Source organism: Sphingomonas sp. LR55 (assembly GCF_036856015.1).
Lineage (GTDB): Bacteria > Pseudomonadota > Alphaproteobacteria > Sphingomonadales > Sphingomonadaceae > Sphingomonas.
Map to the genome: position 1 here is coordinate 186,361 of NZ_JASPFO010000001.1, position 22,127 is coordinate 208,487.

The following is a 22,127-nucleotide window of genomic DNA, read 5'->3' on the forward strand; positions in this document are numbered from 1 at the left end:
ATCGAGGTACAATGCCACAAACGGGCCGATCCCTCGATACGCCTTCTCGACTTCGCTCGAAGGCTACTCGGGATGAACGGAAGAAAACAAACTCAGTCGTCCTGCCAGGTCACCCCGTCACGCTCGGTCAGCGCGATCGCCGCCGACGGACCCCAGCTACCCGAAGCATAGCTCTTGGGCTTCATCGCGTTGGCCTTCCAGCCCTCGCGGATCGCGTCGATCCAGGTCCATTGCGCCTCGACCTCGTCACGGCGCACGAACAGCGTCTGGTCGCCCTCGATCAGGTCGAGCAGCAGCCGCTCATAGGCGATGCGCCGACGCGTGCCGGCAAACTCGGCGTCCATGCTGAGGTTCAGCGGCACTTCGCGCAGGCGGACGCCGTCACGGTCGAGACCGGGCTCCTTCGCCATCACCAGCAGCTGGACATATTCCTCCGGCTGGAGGCGGATGATCAGCATGTTGGGTTGCAACAGGCCACCGCGCCCGGCGAACATCGAATGCGGTACCGACTTGAACTGGATCGCGATCTCGCTGCGGCGCGCGGCCATGCGCTTGCCGGTGCGCAGATAGAAGGGCACGCCGCGCCAGCGCCAATTGTCGACATGCGCCTTGATCGCGACGAACGTCTCGGTGTTCGACGCCTCGCCGAGTTCGTCGGAGTAGCTCTTGACAAACTTCCCCTTGACCGCGCCTTCGCCGTACTGGCCGGTGACGGTGACGTTGGGCACTTCCTCGGGCTTGATCAGGCGCAGCGAGCGGAAGACCTTCGACTTTTCGTCGCGGACGTCGGTGCCCTCGAACCGCGCCGGCGGCTCCATCGCGATCAGCGCGAGCAGTTGCAGCATATGGTTCTGGACCATGTCGCGCAGCGCGCCGGCGCTCTCGTAATAGCCTGCGCGCTCCTCCAGCCCGACCGTCTCCGAGATCGTGATCTGGACGTTGTCGATCCCCTGCGCATTCCAGACCGGTTCGAAGAACGAATTGCCGAAGCGCAGCGCCAGGATGTTCTGGACGGTTTCCTTGCCGAGATAATGATCGATCCGATAGGTTCGGTCCTCGGGGAAGGCCTTCGCCACGGCGTCGTTGATCTCGCGGCTGGTGTCGAGGTCGTAGCCGAGCGGCTTTTCCAGCCCGACACGGACCGTTTCGCCGGCGAGGCCGACTTTGTGAAGCCCTTCGATCGCCGATTCGAACAGCGACGGCGCGGTCGAGAGGTAGATTGCGAGGCCGCCGGAGATATCGCCGATCTTGTCCGCCAGCGGCTGGAACGCGGCCGGATCCGACAGGTCGGTCGCCTGATAGAACAGCCGGTCCAGGAACGTCCCGATCGCGCTCTCGTCCTTGCGATCCTCGGGCAGGAACTCGTCGAGCGCCTTCTTGGCGAACTTGCGGTAATCCTTGTCGTCATGCTCCTGACGCGCGGCGCCGGTGATCGTCAGTTCTTCGGGCAGCAGGCCGTCGGCGTGCAGGCCATAGAGCGACGGCAGCAGCATGCGCTGCGCGAGATCGCCGGTCGCGCCGAACAGGAGCAGCTTGGCTACGGGATTACGGTGCATGAAAGCTCCTGGAACTAGCCGGTTTCTTTAGAAAACCAGGCCGGCGACCGGGTCGACCCCGGCCATGATGTTGAGGTTCTGGACCGCGGCACCGCCGGCACCCTTGCCCAGATTGTCGAGCGTCGCGACCAGCCGCGCATGGCCGACCGCATCGTTGCCGCAGACCCGCAGCGTCAGCCGATCGGTCCCCGCATTCTCCTCGATATCGACCGCGCCGATATCGCCGGGGGCGACCGAGACGAGCTTCGAGCCATCGAACGCCGCGCGCAAGACGTCGTCGATCGCAGCGAGCGACGGGCGGCCGGGCAGGGCATGGAGATGCAACGGCACCTCGACGACCATGCCGCGATACGTGTTGGCCACGGCAGGCGCGAAGATAGGCGCGTGCGTTAGGCCCGCATGCTGAGTCATCTCGGCGATATGCTTGTGCGCGAGGCCTAGCGCGTAGGCGCGGAAGGCTGTCGCAGGCTCGCCGCTCTCGAACGCCGCGATCATCGCCTTGCCGCCGCCCGAATACCCAGAGGTTGCATTGGCGCTCAGCGGGAGGTCGGCGGGGACAAGACCGGCAGCGACCAGAGGCGCGACGAGCGCGAGGAAACCGGTGGGGTAGCAGCCGGGGTTGGACACGCGCATCGCGGTTGCGATCTTGTCGGCCCGACCCGGTAGTTCGGGGAAGCCGTAGGTCCAGCCGGCAGCGACCCGGTGTGCGCTCGATGCGTCGATCACGCGGGTGCGCACATTGTCGATCAGCGTGACGGCTTCGCGCGATGCTTCGTCCGGCAGGCAGAGGATGACGAAATCGGCATCGTTCAGCGCTTCGCGCCGCGCCGCCGGATCCTTGCGCCGATCCTCAGGCAGCAGCGCCAGCGTGATGTCGGTCCGCCCGGCGAGCCGTTCGCGGATCTCGAGTCCAGTGGTGCCGACCGCGCCATCGATGAAGACCGTGGTCATGCCGCGTCCGTCACCGAAAGATCGAGCGCTTCGGCGGCGACATAGCCGACCAGCCCGCTAGGACGCGCAACGCCCCATGCGGAAACGCCAGCAATTTCCAGTACTTCGAAACTGTCGCCAGGCTTGAGGTCGACCATCGTATCGCTCGCTTCGTCTCGTCCGCTGCGCAACAAAGCTGTGCGCGCGACGGGCCGTATCATCGGCACCGCATAGTGTGGAGCGAATACGTATTCGGCGAGGCGAATATCGGCGATATCGCGGCGAACGGCGTGCGTGCGCGGATCGAGCTCGACCGAACGGCCCGTCAGCGCGAAGCTGGTCCGGGCCTTGTCGTCGAACGGCTCAAGCGTGAGCGGCGTGGCCGTTGGAGCCGGCTGGGGCGGGGCCGTCGCCGATGAATTGCCCGAACTCTTCAAGAAAATCTGCCCCTTCGGTGGTGCGCGCGACGAAGATGTTGCGCTTGTCGCTATCGTCGCGTTGCCGGCGCAGATAGCCGAGGGCACCCAATCTGTTCAAGGCGCGCGTGACGACGGGCTTCGATACGTTCAGCGCACGCGCCAGGCCGCGCACCGTATGCGGCCCAGGTTTGAGGTAGACGAGCAGTAGCAATGCCATCTGACGATTGGTCAGATCGGGTTCACCCGAGCGGACATAATCCACCAGAGCGGTCATCCAGGTCGATAAGGTATTGGCTGCCATTGATGCCACAGCGTTGATCCGCCATCTGAATTTATATGCACGATACCCAGTCATGAGCGTCATTACGGGGTCACAACGCCCCCGGACGTCATGTTTCCGTCGTTTTGCGATTGGCTTGCGATATGCGGAGCCCGTGTTGCGGTTGATCGAAACCTCGGTGTCGCCTATGTGCGCGCCTTCGCAAAAGTTCCGGGGTTTTCCGCGCAATGTTCGCCTTTCTGCTCGTCATCCACGCGATCATCGCGGCCGCCCTCGTCACGGTGATCCTCATGCAGCGGTCGGAAGGCGGCGGTCTTGGCATGGGCGGTAGCCCGTCCGGCCTGATGTCGGCCCGCGGCGCGGCCGATTTCCTGACCCGCGCGACCGGCGTGCTAGCGACGATGTTCGTGCTGTTCTCGATCCTGCTCGCGGTCCTCGCGGCGAATCACCGCACCACCACGATCGACACGTCACTCGCGCGTACCCCGGCGGCGGCATCGGCAGTCCCGACCGCGCAGCCCAAGGGTGACGCGGCACCGTTCGCTGGTGGCGCCGAGAATGCCGGCGTACCAGCCGGCACGACTAAGCCTGCCGACAACGGCGCGGTCCCGCTAGCCAACTAAACACTCCATTCGCCGATAAAAGGCCCCTGCGTGATCCGCGGGGCTCTTGTCGTTCGTCCCCAACACACGCTACGAGACTCTTCCCATGGCTCGGTACATTTTCATCACCGGGGGCGTGGTTTCGTCGCTCGGTAAAGGTCTCATGGCGGCATCGCTTGCCGCTCTCCTCCAGGCACGCGGGTATACCGTCAGGATTCGGAAGTTCGATCCGTATCTGAACGTCGATCCCGGCACGATGTCGCCGTATCAGCACGGCGAGGTGTACGTCACCGACGACGGCGCCGAGACCGATCTCGACCTCGGCCATTACGAGCGCTTCACCGGCGTTCCCTCGCGCCAGTCGGACAACGTCACCTCGGGCCGCATCTATCAGCAGATCATCACGCGCGAGCGTCGCGGCGATTATCTCGGCGCGACCGTGCAGGTGATCCCGCACGTCACCGACGCGATCAAGGCGTTCGCCCGCGCCGAGACCGACGGCATCGATTTCATCCTTTGCGAGATCGGCGGCACCGTCGGCGATATCGAATCGCTCCCCTTCATCGAGGCGATTCGCCAGCTCAAGAACGAGGAAGGCCGCGGCAACGCGATCAGCATCCACGTGACGCTGGTGCCGTACATCGCCGCCGCCGGCGAACTGAAGACCAAGCCGACCCAGCATTCGGTTCGCGAACTCGCCGCGCTCGGCGTGCAACCCGACGTGCTCGTCTGCCGCTGCGAGCACCCGCTGCCGCCGTCGGAGCGCGCCAAGATCGCGCTGTTCTGCAACGTCCCCGCCAGCGCGGTCATCCCCGCGCTCGACGCGAAGAGCATCTACGCGGTGCCGCTCCAGTATCACGGCGAAGGCCTCGACATCGAAGTGCTCCGTGCGTTCGGAATCGAACCCGCCGAGGCGCCCGACCTGTCGCGCTGGACCGAGATCACGGACCGCCTGACCAACCCGCAAGGCGAGGTCACGATCGGCGTGGTCGGCAAATATGTCGGTCTCCAGGACGCGTACAAGTCGCTCAACGAAGCCTTGGTCCACGGCGGCATCGCGAATCGCGTGAAGGTCAACGTCCGCTGGATCGACGCCGAGCTGTTCGAGAACGCCGAGAGCGACATTGCCGGGCAGCTCGAGCCGTGCGACGCGATCCTCGTTCCCGGCGCGTTCGGCGAGCGTGGCGCGGAGGGCAAGATCGCGTCGGTCAAGTTCGCGCGCGAGCGGAAGATCCCGTATTTCGGGATCTGCTTCGGGATGCAGATGGCCTGCGTCGAGGGCGCGCGCGATCTCGCTGGCATCCCCAATGCGTCGTCGACCGAGTTCGGCCCGACCGACGAACCGGTGGTCGGCATGATCACCGAATGGATGGGCCGCGAAGGCCTCGAAACGCGTGCGGCCGAGGGCGACATGGGCGGCACGATGCGGCTCGGCGCGTATGACGCGAAGCTCACCGGCAACAGCGTGGTGGCGTCGATCTACGGCGGCACCGAGATTTCGGAGCGTCATCGTCACCGCTACGAGGTCAACACCGGGTACAAGGAAGCGTTGGAGCAGGGCGGGCTCGTCTTCTCGGGCATGTCCCCAGACGGCACGCTCCCCGAGATCGTCGAACGCCCCGACCACCCCTGGTTCGTCGGCGTCCAGTTTCACCCGGAACTGAAGAGCAAGCCGTTCGACCCGCACCCCCTGTTCGCCAGCTTCATCGAAGCCGCCGTCAAGCAAAGCCGCCTGGTCTGAGTCACATCTCCCTCTCCAAAGGGAGAGGGAGATGTCGTTCTCATAGAGATACCTGCCAACGCCTCCTTGTTCTCCCGCGAAGGCGGGAGCCCAGGCTGGATCCCCGCCTTCGCGGGGAAACAGGGCGGCGGGTGCCGTTCGCGGATGGTGGCGATCGTACGCTTGAGCTCTTCGTCCTTACCAACGAGCGCCACGAAGCCGCGCTTTCTCCGCTCCAAGACAAGCTCGCATTGAATATCCCCCGAATTACTAGACTTTGCGCGGCAAGGTTCAGGGGAAAACATTCATGTCGCTTACGCTTGCGCTGTTGCTTGCCGGTCAGGCCGCTACCGTATCAACGCCGCCCGTCGCGCCGCAGACGCCTGCCGGGACGCAGGCTGACCCGCAGGCCAACGGCCGTCTCGGCAACCAGCAGCAGGGCGGGGGCGGGGACGTCGTCGTCACCGCGCGCCGTCGCGCCGAGACCATCCAGACCGTCCCCATCGCGATGTCCGTCATCGGCGGTACCGCGCTGGCCGAGACCGGCGCGTACAATGTCAGCCGCCTGACGCAGCTCCAGCCGACGCTGCAATTCTATTCCACCAATCCGCGCAACTCCGCCGCGAACATTCGTGGTCTCGGCGCACCGTTCGGGCTGACCAACGACGGGATCGAGCAGGGCGTCGGCATCTATGTCGACCAGGTCTATTACAGCCGGATCGCCTCGGCGACGTTCGACTTCACCGATACCGAGCGGATCGAAGTCCTCCGTGGACCGCAAGGTACGCTCTACGGAAAGAACACCACCGCCGGCGCGATCAACATCACCACGCGCAAGCCCAGCTTCACGCCCGAGGCGCGGATCGAACTCACCACCGGCAATTACCAGTTCATTCAGGCCAAGGCCTCGGTGTCAGGCCCCCTCATCCCCGACAAACTCGCGATCCGGCTGTCGGCGTCGGTGACCGAGCGTGACGGCACGATCCACAACGTCGTGACCGGCAAGGATCTGAACGCACAGGACAATAAGAGCGTCCGCGGACAGCTCTATTGGAAGCCGACCGACAATCTCGATCTCGCTCTGTCGGGCGACTACGGCCAGCAGAACCCGAATTGCTGCGTGCAATATTACGCGCGCACCGGCGCGACGCAGCGGCCGCTCAACCGGCAATATGCCGCCCTCGCCGCCGCGCAGGGCTATGACGTGCCGTCCACCAACGCGTTCGACCGGGTGACCGATGTCGATACGCCGTTGCGCGCGAAGCAGGAGCTGGGCGGCGTATCGCTGCTCGGCAATCTGGATCTCGGCGCATCGACGATCACCTCGGTCAGCGCGTGGCGGTTCTGGAACTGGGATCCGTCGAACGATCGCGACTTCATCGGCCTGCCGATCACCACCGTCTCCGCCAATCCGTCGCAGCAGACCCAGTATAGCCAGGAGCTGCGGATCGCCTCCAACGGCAAGCACGCGCTCGATTACGTGCTGGGTGCGTTCTATTTCTACCAGACGATCGATACCCAAGGGCTTCAGGTGCAGGGCCCGGCGGCGAGCGCGTTCCTGCTCAACCCGACCAGCGCGGGCGGCAAGAATCCGGCGACGCTGAACGGGCTGACCTCGCGCAACACGATCGGCTTCACCAACACCAGCGCTGCGCTGTTCGGTAAGCTCACCTGGAACGTCAGCGACCGGTTTCAGATCGCGCCGGGCCTGCGTTTGAATTACGACAAGAAGAAGGGCGACTATGTCTCGGTCGTCACCAACGGCACCGGCACCGCGCTGACCGCGGATCAGCGCGGCGTGCTCGCGCCGCAGAGCTATCAGCCCGATTTCGACAACTGGAACCTGTCGGGCGACATCACGGCCGCCTACACCGTGACGTCCGACATCCACGCCTATGCGACCTACGCGCGCAGCTACAAGTCGGGCGGCATCAACCTGTCGGGCTTGCCGCTGGATGGCAGCAACAATCCGATCCTCTCGGCCGCTACGGTGAAGCCCGAAAAGGTGAACCACTTCGAATTGGGGCTCAAGACCCAGTTCCTGGATCGCCGGGTCACCCTGAATCTGGCCGGCTTCTGGACCGAGATCAGCGATTACCAGGCGACCGTCACCAACGGCCAGCTCGGCGTGCTGCGCGGCTATCTCGCCAATGCCGGCAAGGTTCGGACTCGCGGTCTCGAATTCGATTCGGCGTTCCGTCCCACCGACCGGTTCAGTTTCTACGCGAACGGGGCGTATACCGACGCGAAATACGTGAAGTTCGTCGATGCCCCGTGCCCGCCCGAACTGTCCGGTGGCACCACCGCGACCGCCGGCCAGACGCCGAGCGCACCCGGTACGGCCGGCGGCATCAGTCCGCAAAATTGCGACATCTCCGGTCAGCGCCTGCCCGGCGTATCGAAATGGGCGTTCTCGTACGGGGCCGAATATGATCTGCCGGCAACGCTCGGCGGTCTCGATGGCCAAGTGTATCTCGGCTATGACGGCAGCTACCGGTCGACCTTCTCGTCCAACCCGTCGCGCTCGGCTTACACCGATATCAACGGCTACGCGCTCAGCAACTTCCGCCTCGGATTCAAGGCGAAGGACAGCTGGAACGTGTTCGGCTGGCTTCGCAACGCGTTCGACAAGAAATATTACGAGGTGCTGGCGCTGCAGTCCGGCAGCACCGGCCTCGTCGTCGGCCAACCCGGCGATCCGCGCACCTATGGCCTGACCGTCTCGCGATCGTTCTGATCGTTACGTCCAGGTCGTCAGCCTCTGAACGTCACCCTCTGAACGTCACCTCCTGATCGTCACCTCCTGATCGTCACCTCCTGATCGTCACCTCCTGATCGTCACTGCGCGTTCAGGTTTGACGTCTTATACGGCTTATACGGCGGGATACGGCCCGGAGAGACATCGCAGTCGGAAGCTCCCGATGTCTCTCCGGTTCGGAGCAATCGACGTCCCCAAGCTGCATTGATGCGCGTCCGACGCCATCCCCTTGCGCGCAGCCCCTGCGAAGCGCAGTCTGTTGACCCAAAGCCATAGGCTCAGGCTAATCGAGCCGGACTAACGAGGGTGGCGGCATGTTCTTCGTACGACAGGGGCCCTTGTGGTTTCGGCTGACCACGGGCGCCCTCGTCGCCTGGGGGCTCGTCGGTTGTTTCATGTGTCTGCAACAGGTGCGACTCGGCGCTGATGCGATGGGGAGGGCGAGTGCCTATGACCGGGCGCTCTACGCGGCGTTGCCCAACTGGTACGATCCGCTGTTCGCTGTCGCGGTACTGGCCGGGCTGATCGGCGCCGTGCTGTTGTTCATGCGCCGCGCCAGTGCCCGCCCGTTCCTGATCGCATCGCTCGGCGCTACGATCGTGCAGTTCGGCTGGCTGTTCGCCTCGACCGACATTGTCGCGCAAAAGGGTGCCAGCGAGACGCTCGGTTTTCCCTTCGTGATTATCGGTATTGCCGCGTTCACGCTCTGGCTCGTCGGCCATGCCAGGCACAAGGGCTGGGCGGTTTGAACCGGGCGAGGCCGCGAAGACTGGGCGAGCCCAGGGTCGCACGCTAGAACGCGCGCATGTCCACGACCTACACCCTCGACACCGCGACGAGTCGCGCGAACCCGACGCCCGCGCCGCTCAAGCGCCTGACGATCCCCGCGATCCGTCGTCAGAAGGGCAAGACGCCGCTCGTCATGCTCACCGCGTACACGGTTCGCACGGCACAGCTGCTCGATCCGCACTGCGACATGCTGCTGGTCGGCGACAGCCTGGGGCAGGTGATCTACGGCCTGCCGTCGACCGTACCCGTCACGCTGGAGATGATGGCGGCGCACGGCGCGGCGGTGGTGCGCGGCAGCTATCACGCGGTGGTCGTCATCGACATGCCGTTCGGCAGCTATGAGGCGTCGCCCGAAAAGGCGTTCGAGAGCGCGGCGTGGCTGCTGAAACAGACCGGCGCGGCGGCGGTGAAGCTCGAGGGCGGCACCGCGATGGCGCCGACCGTCAGGTTTCTCACCGAGCGTGGCATCCCCGTGGTGGGCCATGTCGGCCTCACCCCGCAGGCGGTCAACGTACTCGGCGGCTACGGCGCGCGCGGTCGCACGCCTGAGGAAGCCGCCAAGATCGTCGCCGACGCGCAGAGCATCGCTGACGCGGGCGCGTTCTCGCTGGTGATCGAAGGCGTGGTCGAGCCGATCGCGATCGAGATTACCAACACCGTTGCCTGCCCGACGATCGGGATCGGCGCATCGGCGCAGTGCGACGGCCAGGTGCTGGTGACGGAGGATATGCTGGGCATGTTCGACCGTACCGCCAAGTTCGTGAAGCGCTTCGCCGATGTCGCCGACACGATCTCGACCGCCGCGCAGACCTATGCTGACGATGTGCGCGGCCGCGTATTCCCAGGGCCCGAGCAGGTCTACGCCCCCAAGGATTGATCCGCTTCCGTTTCGGTCCCGGCGCGGCTAAGGTCCACGCCGTCCATCCCCCAAATATTCCGGAGCTGTCCTTGGCCCTCCCGCCGAAAACCGATGAAGCATTTTTGCGCGAGGTCGACGAAGAACTCCGACGCGACCAACTCGCCGGGTTCTGGACGACGTGGGGCAAATGGGTCGCGATCGGCGTCGTTGCCGCGCTCGCCGCGTTTGCCGGCTTCCTCTACTGGCAGCATCACAATGGCGAGGCTGCCGGCGTCGAGGGTGAGCAGCTCCAGGCCGCGTACGACTCGCTCGGTGCGAACAATGCCGCCGCTGCGTCGAAGCCGCTCGCGGAACTCGCCAAGTCGAACCGCGATGGCTACCGCGCGCTCGCGCTGTTCACGCAGGCTGACGTGCTGCTCCAGAAGGACGACCTGAAGGGCGCCGCCGCCAAGCTCGGTACGATTGCCGCGGACACGTCGCTGGCCAAGCCGTTCCGCGATCTGGCGCTCGTTCGCCAGACCTCGGCCGAGTTCGATACGTTGAAGCCGCAGGTCGTCGTCGAGCGTCTCCGTCCGCTCGCCGTTCCCGGTGGTCCGTGGCTGGGCAGTGCTGGCGAGATGGTCGCGATCGCGTATCTCCGCATGAACCAGCGCCAGCAGGCAGGCACACTGTTCGGCCAGATCGCGCGCGATACCGGCGTGCCCGAGACAATTCGTCAACGTGCGGTTCAGATGGCCGGCGTACTGGGCGTGGATGCTGTTGCCACTGGAGCTACGGCCAGGGTGATCACTCCGGCTGCATCAAACGAGGATACCAAGGCGCAATGATGAAGACATATCGGGTGACGGTCGCCGTCGCCGCGCTGGTGGCGCTCAGCGGTTGCGGGATCTTCAAGGGTAGCGTCAAGAAGACGCCGACGCTCGGTGACCGCGTGTCGATCCTGGTCTCGGAAAACGAAGTCGAGACCGACAAGACGATCGCCGATGTCCAGGTCCTGTTGCCCGCGCCCGCGGTCAACGATGCCTGGGCGCAGCCCGGCGGCAACCCCGCCAAGTCGATGGGCCAGCTTGCACTCGCCGATCAGCCCAAGCGCCTTTGGCAGTCGGGGATCGACGGCGGCTCGAACCGCGAGCGTCTCGGCGCGGCGCCGGTCGTCGCCGACGGCAAGCTGTTCGTGACCGACGTCACCGCGACGATCCACGCGTTCACCGCTGATACCGGCGCGGCACTGTGGAGCGCGGGGATCACCGAGGGCAAGATCAACCGCTCGGCGCGGTTCGGCGGCGGCGTCAGCTATGACGACGGCAAGCTCTACGCGACCGACGGCGTCGGTGACGTCGTTGCGATGAACGCGGCCGACGGCGCGATCCTGTGGCGCGCCAAGCCCGGTGCGCCGCTGCGTGGTTCGCCGACCGTCGCCAACGGCGCGGTGTATGTCCTGACGCAGGACAATCAGGTCTTCTCGCTCAACCAGGCCGACGGCAAGGTCCAGTGGGTCCAGTCGGGCACGCTCGAAACGCAGGGCGTGTTCGGCGTCGCGGCGCCTGCGGTCAGCCAGGGCACCGTGGTCGCCGGCTTCTCGAGCGGCGAGCTCAGCGCCTATCGTTACGAGAACGGCCGTATTCTCTGGCAGGACGCCTTGTCGCGCACCTCGGTCACCACCTCGGTGTCGAGCCTGTCGGACATCGACGCCGCACCGGTGATCGACGGCGGCCGCGTCTACGCGGTCGGGCAGGGTGGCCGCATGGTCGCGCTCGAACTGTCGACCGGCCAGCGCCTTTGGGAGCAGAACTTCGCGGGCATCTCGACGCCGTGGATCGCAGGCGAGTGGCTGTTCGTTGTCACCGACGATGCGCGCCTGGTCTGCCTGTCGCGCTCGAACGGCAAGGCGCGCTGGATCGCGCAGCTGAAGCGCTTCCAGAACGAGAAGAAGCGCAGCAACGCGATCACGTGGTTCGGCCCGATCCTGGCCGGCAACCGCCTGGTCCTCACCAACTCGCGCGGCGAGATCAATTTCGTCTCGCCGACCGATGGCACGGTAAGCTCGACGATCGAGACGAAAACGCCGTTCTCGCTGCCGCCGATCGTCGCGAACTCGACGCTCTACACGCTCGACCAGAAGGGCAAGGTCACCGCGTATAGGTGACGTCGAGTCCCTCTCCCCGGCGGGGAGAGGGACTAGGTGACCTTTGCCGCGACACGCGCTAAGGCCCCCCTCATGTCCAAACTCCCCGTGGTCGCGATCGTCGGCCGCCCAAATGTCGGCAAGTCGACTCTGTTCAACCGCCTCGTCGGCAAGAAGCTCGCGCTGGTCGACGATCGCCCCGGCGTCACGCGTGATCGCCGCGAGGGCGACGCGTCGCTGATCGGCCTCGAATTCCGCATCATCGACACCGCCGGCTACGAGGACCACGACGCACAGACTCTGCCCGGCCGGATGCGCCAGCAGACCGAAGCCGCCGTCGCGCAGGCCGATGTCGCACTGTTCCTGTTCGACGCCCGCGCCGGGATCGTCCCGCTCGACGAAGAGATCGCGCGCTGGCTCCGCACAGCCGATGTCCCCGTCCTCCTCGTCGCCAACAAGGCCGAAGGCCGCGCCGGCGAAGACGGCATCCTCGAATCGCTTGCACTAGGCTTCGGCGACCCCGTCCAGTTGTCGGCCGAGCACGGCGAAGGCATGGGCGACCTGTTCGAAGGCCTGCTCCCGCTGCTCGAAGGCAAGGAAGAGCCGCCCGAGGAGCAGCCCGACAACGAGTACGAAGGCCCGCTGAAGCTCGCGATCGTCGGCCGCCCGAACGCCGGCAAGTCGACGCTCGTCAACCGCATCCTCGGCGAAGACCGCATGATCACCGGCCCCGAAGCCGGCATTACGCGCGATCTCGATCAGCGTCGACTATGACTGGCATCCGACCGGTGGCGAAGCACGCAAAGTGCGGCTGATCGACACCGCCGGCATGCGCAAACGTGCCAAGGTGCAGGACAAGCTCGAGAAGATGTCGGTCGAGGACGCGCTCCACGCGGTCGACTTCGCCGAGGTCGTCGTGCTGCTGCTCGACGCGACGCTTGGCCTCGAGGCGCAGGATCTCCGCATCGCCGACAAGGTACTGCAGGAGGGCCGTGCGCTCGTCATCGCGCTCAACAAATGGGATATCGCCGAGAGCGCATCGTCGCTGTTCAACGGCGTCAAGCGTGCGCTCGAGGACGGCCTGAGCCAGGTCAAGGGCGTCACCGTGATGACCGTGTCCGGCGCGACCGGCAAGGGCATCGACCAGTTGCTCCAAGCCTGCTTCGACACCCGCGACGCCTGGTCGAAGCGTGTCGGTACCGGCGAACTCAACCGCTGGTTCGAACGCGCGATCGAGGCGACGCCGCCACCGGCGCCCGGCGGCAAGCGGATCAAGATGCGCTACGTCACGCAGGTCAAGACGCGTCCGCCCAGCTTCGTCATCTTCGGCACGCGCGTCGATCAGCTGCCCGCAAGCTACGAACGCTATCTGGTCAATTCGATGCGCAAGGATCTCGGCTTCGGCGCGGTGCCTGTCCGATTGATGTTCCGTGCGCCGAAGAACCCCTATGACGACAACGGCAAGGGCGGCGGCGGCGGCAACTAGGCTGGGCGATGTCCGGCGTGGTCCGTATCGATGCCAGGGGCATGTGCTGTCCCTGGCCGGCGCTGCGGCTCGCCCGCGCGTTGCGTGATGGTGCGCGGCGGGTCGAGGTCTTGGCGGACGATCCGCAAGCACCGACCGAACTCGCCGCCGTCGCCGACGCGGCCGGCGCGACGGTAAAGATCATTTTGGACGAATTTTACCGGACCTTTGTCGTAACTTGTCGGTAGTATGACAACAGTGTGTTTACCTGAAACGGGTAAGATACGATTTAATCTTGATGGCGCTACTGCTCAACGGGAGAAGGCGACAGTGTCGTTCGAAGGAAGCACCTTGATCAACTGGCCGGCGTATTCGCAAGCCCGAAGTGAACTGGGTGCGGGATTTGTCCGTATCCTGGGCTATTTCCGCGAGGATGGCGTGAAGTCGGTTGCGGCGATCGAAGCGGCGATGCGCGCGTTGAATGCCGCGGCGATGGTGATCCCGGCGCACACGCTCAAGGGCGAAGCGCGACAGTTCGGTGCCGAGCCGCTGGCGGATCTCGCCGAGGCGATCGAGACGATCGCACGCGATTGCGTGGAGCTGCAGGATACGCCTGAGGAGGCGCTGGAGCATATTGTTCGCCTGCGCCCGCTGTTTGGCGAAACGCTGACGTTGCTGGAGCGCGAAGCCAATCCGATCGTCGCGCGCAAGCCTGTTGTAGGTGGCGGGTTCGGTCGTCGTGCGATCCCAACGGGGTTCGGCGGAGACTAAAAGAAATTAATCCTCCCCCGCCAGGGGGAGGTGGCTGGCGCTTGCCAGACGGAGGGGGAGGCAGGCGAAACCGCTGCTCCGTGTCCTCCCCCTCCGTCGCCTAAGGCGCCACCCCCTGGCGGGGGAGGATGAAGTCCTGCAGGCGATACCGGATCACCGGCATCGCCCGTAGCTCAGCCCTTCAGATACGGCGCCGCGCCAGCCTTGGGCGAGTCATGCTCCGAGATCGAGTTCAGCTGGATGTAGTTGTGGATCCCCATCCGCGCGATCATCTCGAACTGGCGCTCAAGCGTGTCGACATGCTCTTCCTCGCTGGCGAGGATGCGCGCGAACAGGTCGCGGCTGATGTAATCCTTGACCTCTTCGCAGTACGAGATCGCACCCTTGAGCTGGACGGTAGCCTCGACTTCGAGCGCGAGATCCGACTTCAGGACCTCCTCGACGGTCTCGCCGATACGGAGGCGGCCGAGCAGCTGGAAGTTCGGCAGGCCATCGAGAAACAGGATGCGCTCCGACAGCCAGTCGGCGTGCTTCATCTCATCGATCGATTCCATCCGCTCATACTGGGCGAGCTTGTAGACTCCCCAATGCTCGAGCATCCGGTAATGGAGCCAATATTGGTTGACCGCGGTCAGCTCGTTCTTGAGCGCCTCGTTCAGATAGTCGATTACTTGGGGGTCGCCGCGCATGGCCATATCTCCGTCACCTCTGACGGACATGTAGCGCTGGCCGTACAGCAACTGCAACCCAAGAAATGGCGGATTTCTGCGGTTTCTTAGCTGTTGCGACGCTTATGCAGCGGCGCGCTCCTCGTCGATAATCGCTCGCGCTATCGAGGTGCACTGGCCACATTTGGGTTTCCGACCCATCGAACGGAACGCTTGGCAGGGCGTCGTGCACCCGCCGCGTGCGCAGTTGCGGACATCGGATTCTCGTATGGCATTGCAAACGCAGACGACCATGAATGCTCCCTCGCTCTGCGACCTAGTATAGCTATTGCGAAACGCTCGCAAGCTAAATTGCGTCGCGTTCGCAACAAGCATTATCGGCTCGTCGCGAAAGCAGACCCGCGCATCGGCTGCCACGCAAATTGGGCGAGGCTGCGCCAGAGCCATTCGAGTGGACCATAGCGGAAGCGATCGAGCCAAGGCTTCGACCAGACGAGCATCAGTAGCCAGATCGGCACGACCACCAGATAGAGCTGCGCGCGGGAAAGGTTGCCGTACAGGCCCAGTCCGTAGCCGTAGAAGAGCGTCGTGCAGATCAGCGTCGTGCCGAGATAGTTGGAGAACGCCATCCGACCGGCTGTCGAGATGCGCGTGGTCAGCCATCCGCCGGGGCGGGCGAGCAGGATGATCGCGGCCGCATAGCCCATGATCGTCGGCGGCCTCAGCGGGGTCGCGAGCGCCAGCCACGACAGCCCGACGTAGCGCGCGTCGAATCCATGCGCGATGTCGAACGCAGCGATCGCCGCATAGCCAAGCCAGCCGATCCCGATCCCGGCGACCGCGGTCCCGGTATAGCGTCGCCGCGACCATAGGCCGGTCAGGAACCCAGATCGCAGTCCGGCCATGCCGAACAGCATGAACCCGAGCGTCTCCGGGCCATTGACCATGAGCGATGTGATCGGCCCGACCGCGTGCGCCCAGCGCCACGCGAGTAGATCGCGCCATCCGCCGCGCCCGATCGCAAGCTCGCGCGTAACCGACGCGGCCGAGGGCTGGCCGAATTGCTCGGCCAAAGATTGCCAGTTCGCGATCACCCGCGCGGTTGCTCCCGGTCTGTGCGCGGAGGCATGGAGGTCGAACGTATAGGCGACCAATGTCGTCAGCTCGACCATCTGAAACGCGATGCAGGCCAGCCCGACGGCGATCAGCCACCGCACCGGCAACCGTGCAAACATGAACGCGATCGCGCCGACGAGCGCATAATGTGCGAGGATATCGCCCCACCACAGCAGGTAGAGATGCGCGATGCCGAACACGAACAGCCACGCCATTCGCGTGAAATGTACCGTGACCGGGTCGTTGCCATTCCCCTCCGCGCGGTCGAGCACCAGCACCATCGACGCGCCGAACAGGAACGAGAACAGCCCGCGCATCTTGCCGTCGATGACGATGAAGGTGGTGACCCAGGCGATGAGGTCGGGCGTGCTCGGCCGGCCCATCGACGCGGGGGTCATGTAGGCGAATTCGGGGAAGCCGAACGCGGCGATGTTGGCGGCGAGGATGCCCATGACGGCGACGCCGCGGATGAGGTCTAGCGTGGCGATTCTGGAGGGGGCGGGGGTCATGCGGGCAGAGTGAAGTGTAGGAAGTATAGACGCTCGCGCAGCATTTCGTGGGGTGTTTCGCAGGGGCGTCTTGGCGGCGGGGATGCGGCGTGGTGGCGCCTTGACGTGGCGGGGGCGCGGCGGATCAAGTGGGCAGTGTCGCCCTCTTTCGACGCTTCGCGGGTACATGGCATTCGCAGACGCACGAGGTTCGTGCGGGAGGGAGGACTGCTTCGATCATCAGTCCGACGCTGGCACATTGGGGTGACGTAGGACAGCCCGTGCGACGGGCGGATGCTAGCGTCGCTGTACTGGGCCTATCGTGACAGGATAACCCTGGCGATACGTACACGCCGGTAATTGTTCGTCGCCGTCTAACCCGCATTCGTATCCGAACCGGTACTCGTATCCGTATCCGTATTCGGGACTCTGACCCAGCTCTGGCCCGCACCAACCGTCACCCCAGCGAAAGCTGGGGTATCCCCGTTGGCGCGTGCTACGACCCGAAATGGGGAAATTCCAGCTTTCGCTGGGATGACGGGGTGGGGGGCAGGAATGGGTGACGGAGCTCGGGTGGGGAGCGACTTGGGTTTAGTGACGAGCGACGGATGTCAGGTGAAGGCTATCGTGACGGCCTGGGATAACGCGGGCAGAGAACGGACCGGCAGCAACAATACTTACCGAGGTTTAGCGCGCCATCGACAGCAGGCAGAAGCGCGATCGGACGACACCTCTGGACAACACCTCTCACTGCCTTGTTCTCCCGCGAAGGCGGAAGCCCAGACTGGGTCCCCGCCTTCCCGGGGACACATGCTATGGTTCGAGGCTGTTTCCTTGACCCAAAAGCCGACCACCCCGGCGGAGGCCGGGGCCCAATCGGGGGACGGTGGTGGCTGGGGGCGGCGCTTCGTTACCGCTGCCTTCCCAATTGTGCCCCGGCCTCCGCCGGGGTGGTAACTTTGCGGTGGGATGGGGCGCTCTCTCAATTACCCACCGCGGCAATGGTTCACGCCAGCGCCGCATCAACCCCCATCAGCTTCGGGAAGAACCCCTCGTGCGCCGTCCGCAGCGCATCCAGCGCGATAACGTCGTCACGATCGGGGCGTTCGAAGATCAGGCGCTTGCCGCCGGTGCGACCAAGCGGCTCGGCCTCGACGTCGGCCGCATGCGCAGCGCCCAGGAAGTCGAGCAGCGCATGGTCCTCGACCGTCACGATGTAGACGCCCTGGTCCTCGGCGAAGAACGAGCGCGCGCAGTCGAACGGCTGCTTGCGATCAATCATCGCGCCGATCCCACCCGCCAACGCCATCTCGGCAAGCGTCACCGCGATGCCGCCATCGGACACGTCATGCACAGCGGTCAGCTGCCCCAGCGCGATCGCCTCTCGGATCAGGTCGCCTACACGGCGTTCGGCCGCCAGATCGACCGGCGGCGGCGGGCCTGCCTCAAGCTGTTCGCGACCATGGCATTCGCGCAGCCAGAGCGACTGGCCGAGATGACCGCCGCGCGTGCCAACCGCGAGGATGATGTCGCCCGAGCCCTTGAACGCGATCGTCGCATTCTTCTGCCAGTCCGCCAGCAACCCGATCGCGCCGATCGCCGGCGTCGGCAGGATCGCCGAACCGCCGCCGGTCGCCTTGGACTCATTGTAGAGCGACACGTTGCCCGAGACGATCGGGAAGTCGAGCGCGATGCAGGCGTCGCTCATCCCTTCGAGGCAGCCGACGATCTGGCCCATGATCTCGGGGCGCTGCGGGTTGGCGAAGTTAAGGCAGTTGGTGACCGCCAAAGGCAGCGCGCCGACCGCGGTCAGGTTGCGCCACGCTTCGGCGACCGCCTGCTTGCCGCCCTCGACGGGATCGGCGAAACAGTAACGCGGCGTGCAGTCGGTGGTCATCGCCAGCGCCTTCTGCGTGCCGTGGACGCGGACGACCGCGGCGTCGCCACCGGGGCGCTGCACGGTGTCGGCACCGACCATGTGGTCGTACTGCTCCCAGATCCAGCGGCGCGAGGCGACGTCCGGCGAACCCATCAACGTGAGCAGGTCAGCGGCGATGTCGCTGCTATGCGGCGCGTTGGCGAGCGGCGCGGGCTTGGGCGTCGGGACGTGCGGGCGGTCGTAGAGCGGCGCTTCGTCCGCGAGCGGCCCGAGCGGGATGTCGCAGACGGTCTGGCCCTTGAAATTCAGCACCATGCGGCCGGTGTCGGTGACACGGCCGATCACCGCGAAATCGAGCTCCCACTTCTTGAAGATCGCCTCGGCCTCGGCTTCGCGGCCGGGCTTGAGGACCATCAGCATGCGCTCCTGCGACTCCGAGAGCATCATCTCGTACGGCGTCATGCCGGTCTCGCGCTGCGGCACGTCGTCCATCGTCAGCTCGATGCCGACGCCGCCCTTCGACGCCATTTCCACGGCCGAAGACGTGAGGCCCGCGGCGCCCATGTCCTGGATCGCGACGATGACGTCGGTCGCCATGAGTTCGAGGCAGGCTTCGATCAGCAGCTTCTCGGTGAAGGGATCGCCGACCTGAACGGTCGGGCGCTTGGCGTCCGAATCCTCGCCGAAATCGGCCGAGGCCATCGTCGCGCCGTGGATGCCGTCACGCCCGGTCTTGCTGCCGACATAGACGATCGGATTGCCGATGCCCGAGGCGGCGGAATAGAAGATCTTGTCCTGATCGGCGATCCCGACGGTCATCGCGTTGACGAGGATGTTGCCGTCGTACGCGCTGTGGAAGTTCACCTCGCCGCCGACGGTCGGCACGCCGACGCAATTGCCGTAGCCGCCGATGCCGTGGACCACGCCCGAGATCAGGTGGCGCATCTTGGGGTGATCGGGACGGCCGAAGCGGAGCGCGTTGAGGTTGGCGATCGGTCGCGCGCCCATCGTGAAGACGTCGCGCAGGATGCCGCCGACGCCCGTCGCCGCGCCTTGGTACGGCTCGATGTACGAGGGGTGGTTGTGGCTCTCCATCTTGAAGATCGCCGCCTGGTTGTCGCCGATATCGACGACGCCGGCGTTCTCGCCGGGGCCGCAGATGACGCGGGGACCCTTGGTGGGCAGCTTCATCAGGTGGATCTTGCTGGATTTGTAGCTGCAATGCTCGGACCACATCACCGAGAAGATGCCGAGCTCGACCATGTTCGGCTCGCGGCCGATGGCGCGCAGGACGCGATCATATTCTTCGGGGGACAGGCCGTGGTCGGCGACGATCTGCGGTGTGATCTCGGTCATGGGGCGCAGATAGCGGCGCGGACGGTCCGCGTCACCCTTTGTACGTCAGATTCGTGTGGCGGTGTCGCGCAAGCGGGTGTCGGGGGTGTGTCGTGCGGAGGTCGGCGGTTTCGGCCGGTTCGATTCGGACCCAATCCCGCTGGACTCGACAGTCTTCGTATGTGGAACTCCAATAGCGGATCAGCATAGATCCTCAGGAGGAAATATTCATGACCGAGGCAGTCGGGTATTATATAGTAAAGCTGGACGTTAAGCATGGCGGGTTTGCCGGTGCGCCAACGCTTCATCTCGATCTGGGTGTGAATGCCGTGAACGGACAAGTTTCCGGCTCGGCACAGATCACGCAAGCATTACCGCCACCCTATGGAACGACGATCATCCCGTATGTTACCGGTGCGATCCTTCATACCGGGTTTGGGCAGGACACCCTGCTCGTGCACCTGACCGGGCAGTATATCGTGTCGGTACCGCCACCAGCGATCGGCTCCTATCTCGCGCACTTCAGTGTAGCGCTCGCGGTGGCCAAGGACTGGAACGGCAAGGGATCGTTCGAATATAACGGCCACGTCATCACCGACTGCACGGTGAAGAACGTCTCCACCGGCCGATCCTATACGTAAGGCGGCTGCGTGTACCCCTTCGGGCTCAGCGTGAAGATCTCGCAGCCGTCTTCCGTGATGCCGATCGAGTGCTCGAACTGCGCCGACAGCGAGCGATCGCGCGTGACCGCCGTCCAGCCATCGTCGAGCAGCTTCACGTCGGGACGGCCGATGTTGATCATCGGCTCGATCGTGAAGATCATGCCCGGGCGAAGCTCGGGGCCGGTACCGGGCTTGCCGACATGGACGACTTCGGGGGCGTCGTGGAAGAGCCGGCCGACGCCGTGCCCGCAGAAATCGCGGACCACGCCGTAGCGGTGCTTCTCGGCATGACGCTGGATCGCGTTGGCGACGTCGCCCATGCGGTTGCCGGGCTTGGCGTGCTCGATGCCGATCATCAGGCATTCGTAAGTGACTTCGACGAGGCGGCGTGCCTTGATCGGCACGTCGCCGATCAGGTACATCCGGCTCGTGTCGCCGTGCCAGCCGTCGAGCAAAGGCGTGACGTCGACGTTGACGATGTCACCCGATTTTAGCGTCTTTTCGCTCGGGATACCGTGGCAGACGACATGGTTGATCGAGATGCAGACGCTGTGCGTATAGCCGCGATAGCCGAGCGTCGCGGGCACGCCGCCACCGGCGATGATGAAGTCGTAGATCAGCCGATCGATCTCGGCGGTGGTCACGCCCGGCACCATGTGCGGCACGATCATGTCGAGCGTCTCGGCGGCAAGCCTGCCCGCCTTCATCATGCCTTCGAAGGCGGCGGGGCCGTGGAGCTTGATGGCGCCGGTGCGCGCGTCGGGCTGGTCCGAGGTGACGGTTACATATTCGGTCATGACGCGCGATATAGCGTGGCGGGCGCGCTTTTGCGAGGCTATGCGAGGGGCATGGTAGAGGAACGCATCTGGACGGCCGCGCTGACGATCATCGGCGACGAGATCCTGTCGGGCCGCACGCAAGACAAGAACGTCGCGCAGATCGCGGCCTGGCTCAACGTGCAGGGCATCCGCCTCGCCGAGGTGCGCGTGGTCGCCGACAAGACCGAGGCGATCGTCGAGGCGGTCAACATCTTGCGCGCGCGCAACGATTACCTGTTCACGACCGGCGGGATCGGGCCGACCCACGACGACATCACGGTGGACGCGATCGCCGAGGCGCTCGGCGTCGCGGTCGAGCATCATCCGCGCGCGATGGCGGTGCTCGAGGAATATTATGCGACGCGCGGCGGGCTGACCGAAGCGCGCGAGGATGGCGCGGGTGCCGGTCGGGGCGGACCTGATAGACAACAAGGTGTCGGGCGCGCCGGGGATCAAGATCGGCAACATCTTCATCATGGCGGGCGTGCCGCACATTACGGCTGGGATGCTCGACGCGCTGACGGGGATGCTCGAGGGCGGCCGCCCGGTGGTGTCGAAGACGATCGGCTGCTGGGTGGCGGAGAGCGAGGTCGCCGACATCCTGCGCGACGCCGAGAAGGCGCACGAGGGCGTCGCGATCGGCAGCTATCCGTTCTTCCGCGACGGCAAGACGGGCGCGAACTTCGTGGTGCGGAGTTCGGACGAGGCGCTGGTCGACCGCTGCCTCGCCGACCTGACGCGCGATCTGGAAGCGACCGGGCGAACGGTCAGCGCGCAGGGGATCTAGGCTGTCTCAATATCCTCCCCCACCAGGGGGCGGTGGCGCGTAGCGACTGAGGGGGAGGGGGCGACGACCTCTGTTGTGTGCCTCCTCCGTCCGGCAAGTA

The 22,127-nt window shown here is 65.1% G+C and carries 19 protein-coding genes and 2 pseudogenes; 12 read left to right on the plus strand and 9 right to left on the minus strand.

Features of this window, described 5'->3' with window-relative positions:
- Positions 1-92: 92 nt before the first annotated feature.
- From zwf to QP181_RS00915, 4 genes are read right to left on the minus strand one after another with little or no spacing between them, the layout of a single operon-like run.
- Positions 93-1,556, minus strand: a complete 1,464-nt coding sequence (gene zwf, locus QP181_RS00900; protein ID WP_333927271.1) for a glucose-6-phosphate dehydrogenase — start codon at positions 1,554-1,556, stop codon at positions 93-95.
- A gap of 27 nt (positions 1,557-1,583) precedes the next feature.
- The gene (gene argC / locus QP181_RS00905; RefSeq protein WP_333927273.1) at positions 1,584-2,507 is read right to left on the minus strand and encodes an N-acetyl-gamma-glutamyl-phosphate reductase; all 924 of its coding nucleotides are present in this window, start codon (positions 2,505-2,507) and stop codon (positions 1,584-1,586) included.
- Positions 2,504-2,923, minus strand: coding sequence for an SH3 domain-containing protein (locus QP181_RS00910; RefSeq protein WP_333927274.1), 420 nt, complete (start codon positions 2,921-2,923; stop codon positions 2,504-2,506). Before QP181_RS00910 ends, argC begins: the two co-directional genes overlap by 4 nt.
- Complete coding sequence (locus tag QP181_RS00915; RefSeq protein ID WP_132897785.1) at positions 2,850-3,179, minus strand: MarR family transcriptional regulator; 330 nt, start codon at positions 3,177-3,179, stop codon at positions 2,850-2,852. The genes QP181_RS00910 and QP181_RS00915 overlap by 74 nt, the downstream gene beginning before the upstream one ends.
- A gap of 233 nt (positions 3,180-3,412) precedes the next feature.
- Here QP181_RS00915 and secG point away from each other — a divergent pair, with 233 nt between their 5' ends.
- The 10 genes and pseudogenes from secG (at position 3,413) to QP181_RS00965 (ending at position 14,274) form a co-directional block, all read left to right on the plus strand.
- Positions 3,413-3,808 (plus strand): preprotein translocase subunit SecG, encoded by a 396-nt coding sequence (gene secG, locus QP181_RS00920; RefSeq protein WP_333927275.1) that lies wholly within the window; start codon positions 3,413-3,415, stop codon positions 3,806-3,808.
- An 85-nt stretch (positions 3,809-3,893) separates the two neighbouring features.
- The gene (gene pyrG, locus QP181_RS00925; protein WP_333927276.1) at positions 3,894-5,528 is read left to right on the plus strand and encodes a CTP synthase; all 1,635 of its coding nucleotides are present in this window, start codon (positions 3,894-3,896) and stop codon (positions 5,526-5,528) included.
- 286 nt (positions 5,529-5,814) lie between these two features.
- Positions 5,815-8,244 carry a TonB-dependent receptor gene (locus QP181_RS00930; protein ID WP_333927277.1) on the plus strand — a complete coding sequence of 810 codons (2,430 nt, stop codon included), beginning with the start codon at positions 5,815-5,817 and terminating at the stop codon, positions 8,242-8,244.
- 335 nt (positions 8,245-8,579) lie between these two features.
- On the plus strand, positions 8,580-9,014 hold the full coding sequence (locus QP181_RS00935) for a hypothetical protein (RefSeq protein WP_333927278.1): 435 nt from the start codon (positions 8,580-8,582) through the stop codon (positions 9,012-9,014).
- A 56-nt stretch (positions 9,015-9,070) separates the two neighbouring features.
- Positions 9,071-9,931, plus strand: coding sequence for a 3-methyl-2-oxobutanoate hydroxymethyltransferase (gene panB, locus QP181_RS00940; protein WP_333927279.1), 861 nt, complete (start codon positions 9,071-9,073; stop codon positions 9,929-9,931).
- Positions 9,932-10,002: 71 nt separating this feature from the next.
- Positions 10,003-10,740: a tetratricopeptide repeat protein gene (locus QP181_RS00945; protein ID WP_132897688.1), complete on the plus strand. Its 738-nt coding sequence runs from the start codon at positions 10,003-10,005 to the stop codon at positions 10,738-10,740.
- Positions 10,737-12,059: a BamB-related PQQ repeat family beta-propellar protein gene (locus QP181_RS00950; protein WP_132739109.1), complete on the plus strand. Its 1,323-nt coding sequence runs from the start codon at positions 10,737-10,739 to the stop codon at positions 12,057-12,059. The genes QP181_RS00945 and QP181_RS00950 overlap by 4 nt, the downstream gene beginning before the upstream one ends.
- Before the next feature lie 72 nt (positions 12,060-12,131).
- Positions 12,132-13,524 (plus strand): annotated as a pseudogene (gene der / locus QP181_RS00955) (ribosome biogenesis GTPase Der).
- A gap of 8 nt (positions 13,525-13,532) precedes the next feature.
- Positions 13,533-13,751: a sulfurtransferase TusA family protein gene (locus QP181_RS00960; RefSeq protein ID WP_333927280.1), complete on the plus strand. Its 219-nt coding sequence runs from the start codon at positions 13,533-13,535 to the stop codon at positions 13,749-13,751.
- A gap of 103 nt (positions 13,752-13,854) precedes the next feature.
- Complete coding sequence (locus tag QP181_RS00965; protein WP_243643343.1) at positions 13,855-14,274, plus strand: Hpt domain-containing protein; 420 nt, start codon at positions 13,855-13,857, stop codon at positions 14,272-14,274.
- A 173-nt stretch (positions 14,275-14,447) separates the two neighbouring features.
- Here QP181_RS00965 and bfr read toward each other — a convergent pair whose 3' ends face one another.
- The 4 genes from bfr to purL all read right to left on the minus strand — a co-directional run bounded on the left by bfr (position 14,448) and on the right by purL (position 19,781).
- Complete coding sequence (gene bfr, locus QP181_RS00970) at positions 14,448-14,963, minus strand: bacterioferritin (protein WP_055879504.1); 516 nt, start codon at positions 14,961-14,963, stop codon at positions 14,448-14,450.
- A gap of 102 nt (positions 14,964-15,065) precedes the next feature.
- On the minus strand, positions 15,066-15,236 hold the full coding sequence (locus QP181_RS00975) for a (2Fe-2S)-binding protein (protein WP_082441433.1): 171 nt from the start codon (positions 15,234-15,236) through the stop codon (positions 15,066-15,068).
- Positions 15,237-15,316: 80 nt separating this feature from the next.
- Complete coding sequence (locus tag QP181_RS00980) at positions 15,317-16,567, minus strand: DUF418 domain-containing protein (RefSeq protein WP_333927282.1); 1,251 nt, start codon at positions 16,565-16,567, stop codon at positions 15,317-15,319.
- A 985-nt stretch (positions 16,568-17,552) separates the two neighbouring features.
- Complete coding sequence (purL, locus tag QP181_RS00985) at positions 17,553-19,781, minus strand: phosphoribosylformylglycinamidine synthase subunit PurL (protein WP_333927283.1); 2,229 nt, start codon at positions 19,779-19,781, stop codon at positions 17,553-17,555.
- Positions 19,782-19,990: 209 nt separating this feature from the next.
- On the opposite strand from purL, the gene QP181_RS00990 reads away from it, so the two are divergent.
- Positions 19,991-20,401, plus strand: coding sequence for a DUF1842 domain-containing protein (locus QP181_RS00990; RefSeq protein WP_333927284.1), 411 nt, complete (start codon positions 19,991-19,993; stop codon positions 20,399-20,401).
- On the opposite strand, the gene map is transcribed toward QP181_RS00990, so the two are convergent.
- Positions 20,392-21,219: a type I methionyl aminopeptidase gene (gene map / locus QP181_RS00995; protein WP_132897695.1), complete on the minus strand. Its 828-nt coding sequence runs from the start codon at positions 21,217-21,219 to the stop codon at positions 20,392-20,394. The two genes, QP181_RS00990 and map, sit on opposite strands and share 10 nt — an antisense overlap.
- A 51-nt stretch (positions 21,220-21,270) precedes the next feature.
- On the opposite strand from map, the pseudogene QP181_RS01000 reads away from it, so the two are divergent.
- Positions 21,271-22,027 (plus strand): annotated as a pseudogene (locus QP181_RS01000) (competence/damage-inducible protein A).
- Positions 22,028-22,127: the final 100 nt, after the last annotated feature.